The organism is Mesorhizobium sp. M0898 (assembly GCF_040319695.1).
Taxonomy (GTDB): domain Bacteria; phylum Pseudomonadota; class Alphaproteobacteria; order Rhizobiales; family Rhizobiaceae; genus Mesorhizobium.
This window is the reverse complement of sequence record NZ_JAMYOE010000105.1, coordinates 1-3,808: the sequence shown is the minus strand read 5'-3', so window position 1 is coordinate 3,808 and position 3,808 is coordinate 1. Positions and strand designations below refer to the sequence as shown.

Here is a 3,808-nt window from a genome sequence, read left to right as displayed (position 1 = left end):
CTCCGCTAAACACGGGGGCTGCGCGGCGGACACGCCGACGTCACCGCAATGCCACGCCATTTTGCAGAACTTGACGCACACAACTGACTACGAACTACTTGGCCAGGAAGAAGATCGGTTTGAAAGGGAATCTTCCTTTGTCATCTTTGCATCACGGCGATCAGTGTGCTCGAGATTGACCGCTGCAAGCCGGGAGCAAGAGCGGCTGGGCAAACGTTGCAACAGATCCTTCAAGGAAATTCATAGACTCTTAGCAACTCCGGTTCGCTGTGAATGGTAGGCTTATTGCAACGTCTGAGGTCAGTGGGGTCCAAACCGTGCGCCGCTTATTCTTCGACCCGCTGAAGCTAAAGCCAATCGCAAGAAGAGCGCCCATCTTGTTTGTTCGACACAGCCATATCGGCTCAAAACAGTATCTTCACGGCCACCAAGATTGTCCGGTCGCTGGACAACGAACCATATAATTTGGTTCGAAAGCTGCAACATCTGTGGAGAACGCGAAATGACAAATTCAGTAGGACGAGTGCCCCGGCTTTCCATGTGGCTTGGTCCTGACCCATGATGACACTGGTCAGTCGCCTACGCACGGCAGCGCATTTTGATCGCCTTCGAATCCTGGGCCTTTGCGCGCATGCGGACCTAACTGTCTGCGAGCTAGCGGAGATTCTGGGCGTGCGTCGCGAGCGGGTTGTGCGACACGTCCGGCTGCTCGCCAGAGCCGACTTTCTTTACTGAACGAACAACGTCCGTGGTGCTCGTACCATCTCAAAGCACGAGGTAAGGACGGCGGGCTGGTTCAATTGTTGGTTGATCTCCTGCCCCACGGCGATGGCTATCACAAACGAGACCTTCAACGGCTCGAAGCGAAACAAGACGCGCCGTCGAAGGGGATCGCATGCTTGACCGTGAAATAGATCAGTCCAATTGGAGCGCGAAACCACCATGGACAACTCCGCCGACGGCGCCATCGCGCCGCCCGACACTTACGGACGGTCTCGCTTGGCGGCGGTTGATTGCCGCGTTCACGAACTGCTTCTAAGACAGGAGCGGCAGGAGCGGACGACGCTCAAACTGATCGCATCTGAGAACTTTGCCTCCTCGGCCGTGCTGGAAGCGACCGGTTCGATTTTCACGAACAAGTACGCCGAGGGGTACGCCGCTGCGCGCTACTACGCGGGAAACGAGATCGTCGATGAGCTTGAAACCCTCGCCATTGAGCGCTTGAAAACATTATTTGGCAGCGAACACGCCAACGTCCAGCCTTATTCCGGCTCGCCGGCCAATCAGGCCGTCTACCGCGCGCTTTTGAGCCCCGGTGACAAGGTCATGGGCTTGCCCCTTCCGGAAGGGGGCCATCTGAGTCATGGTTGGGCCATCAACTTTTCCGGGACTGACTATCAACGCTTCCCTTATGGGCTGCACGAAAAGACGCAGCAAATTGATTATGACCGCGTGGGCGAGACAGCCAAGCGGGAACGGCCGCGGCTCATTTGGGTCCGCGGGACTGCTTATCCGCGTGTCTTTGACTACGCGGCAATTGCAGAAATCGCTCTGGAGGCGAACTCCTATCTCGTGGCCGACATAGCGCACATCAGTGGCCTGATTGTCGCTGGAGCGCATCCGAATCCCGTACCCCATTGCGACGTCGCCAGCAGCACGTCTCACAAGTCGATCCGCGGTCCTTGTGGTGGCTTCATTTTGTTAAGGAATGAAGATCGTTATCAAGCGCTGTATCATTCGAAGGGCAAATACAATCTCGCCAGACGAATAGATCGCGCTGTCTTCCCTCAACTGCAAGGCGGCCCCCATATGAATGTTATCGCGGCGTTAGCTGTCGCTTTGCGGGAAGCCGCGGACCCGTCCTTCCGCAGTTACGGCCGACAGATTGTCAAAAATGCCAAGGCTCTGGCCCAGGCGCTTCTGGACCGAGGTTATGACCTGGTCACCCGGGGCACTGACAATCACATGCTGATCCTTGATCTTCGCGATCCACCACTATCAGGCAAGGCCTATGCCGAGCGGTTAGCGAAGGCAGGCATCGTTACGAACTTTAATATGGTGCCGGGCGAGCCGCGCCATCCTGCGGTCACAAGCGGAATTCGCCTGGGGGCGCCAGCAGTGACATCAATGGGCATGCGCGATGTGGAAACGGTGCAAATTGCTGGCTTCATTGACTCCGTCCTCCGGCGAGCCAGACGACGAAGATCTCCATGCCTGCGTGCGAAGAGACGTTGCCGACTTGTGCGCTGCGTTCGAGGTCCCGGGCATCGCCGACAGATAAGGTGGGCTAAGCAAAATGCCCCATACAACTCCAACACCCGAAGCGAGACATTTCATGGCTAGGCAGTTCGTGTTCTCTTCCGAATCGGTTGGCGCGGGACACCCGGATAAGTTGGCCGACAACATCTCGGATGCCATCCTCGATGCCATCCTCCGCACCGATCCCAAGGCGCGCGTCGCCTGTGAAGCGTTGGTAAAATCAGGGATGGTCGTTCTGGCTGGCGAGATTACCAGCGATGCGCAGGTGGATTATAGCCAAGTTGCGCGCGATACGATTCTCGATATTGGATACGACGATGAGGCCGTCGGCTTTGACGGCCGGCGTTGCTCCGTCATTCATGCACTCACCGAGCAATCGCCCGACATTAGCCAGGGCGTTGACGAGGGACGAGGGCAGGACCTCCAACAGGGAGCGGGAGATCAGGGCCTCATGTTCGGCTACGCATGCCGCGAAACCGATACTCTGATGCCTTTGCCGATCCAGCTCGCTCATCGCTTGACGAAACGACAGGCAGATGTCCGGAAAGCAGGACAGCTTGGCTGGTTGCGTCCTGACATGAAATCCCAAGTCTCAGTGCGCTATGAGGGGTTGCGCCCGGTCGCCCTGGATACCATTGTCGTATCGACCCAACATGACGAGCAGGTCTCGCAAGAGACGGTCCGCGAGGGCGTCATTGAGGAAATCATAAAGCCTGTCCTGCCGACCCATCTGGAGACGGAAGGCATCAGAATTCTGGTCAACCCGACGGGGAGGTTCGTAGTCGGCGGGCCGCGCGGCGACTGCGGTCTCACTGGACGCAAGATCATCGTCGATTCCTATGGTGGGATGGGTCGTCACGGCGGCGGCGCCTTTTCGGGCAAGGACCCGTCCAAGGTTGACCGCTCAGCTGCCTATGCGGCCCGGTATGTCGCCAAGAATATCGTCGCTAGCGGACTTGCGGACGTCTGCGAGGTGCAGCTTGCTTACGCAATCGGCGTGGCAAGTCCGGTTTCTGTCATGGTCAACACGTTCGGAACAGCGAGGGTTGAGGAAAGAAGGATCGAGCGCCTCATTCTTGAGTTGTTCGATCTCAGACCGAAGGGCATTATCAAGATGCTTGATCTCTTACGCCCTATATACCGCAAGACCGCGACCTATGGCCATTTCGGCCGTGAAGAGCCTGATTTCACCTGGGAGAAGACAGACAGGGCCGACGAATTGCGTCGCGAGGCAGGACTTGCCGCCCCGTGAGGGGCTGGCGCCGAACGGATTGGCAAGCGGAAAGCCCATTCCCACTGGCCAGACCCGCCCGCGGCCGGCATGCCAGAAAGCCGGTGGGTACTTTGGCGGAGACATGAATTATGCCGGACTATGACGTGCTTTGTATCGGAAATGCCATCGTCGACATCATCGCCCAGTGCGACGAGGCGTTCCTGGAGACGAATGGCATCATCAAGGGCGCAATGAATTTGATCGACACGAGGCGCGCCGAACTGCTCTACAGCCGCATGGGCCCGGCCATTGAAGCCTCGGGCGGCAGCGCCGGCA

Annotated in this window: 2 protein-coding genes and 2 pseudogenes; all 4 read left to right on the top strand. The window is 57.9% G+C overall.

Annotated elements, in window-relative coordinates:
* Nucleotides 1-558 precede the first annotated feature (558 nt).
* Entirely contained in the window at nucleotides 559-735 is a 177-nt protein-coding gene (locus NKH90_RS34285; RefSeq protein WP_352458265.1) for an ArsR family transcriptional regulator, read from the top strand.
* Between the two features lie 207 nt (nucleotides 736-942).
* Nucleotides 943-2,281: pseudogene (glyA, locus tag NKH90_RS34280) on the top strand (serine hydroxymethyltransferase).
* A gap of 54 nt (nucleotides 2,282-2,335) precedes the next feature.
* Nucleotides 2,336-3,511, top strand: a complete 1,176-nt coding sequence (gene metK / locus NKH90_RS34275; protein ID WP_352458264.1) for a methionine adenosyltransferase — start codon at nucleotides 2,336-2,338, stop codon at nucleotides 3,509-3,511.
* A 110-nt stretch (nucleotides 3,512-3,621) separates the two neighbouring features.
* Nucleotides 3,622-3,808: pseudogene (locus NKH90_RS34270) on the top strand (adenosine kinase); the annotation flags it as partial.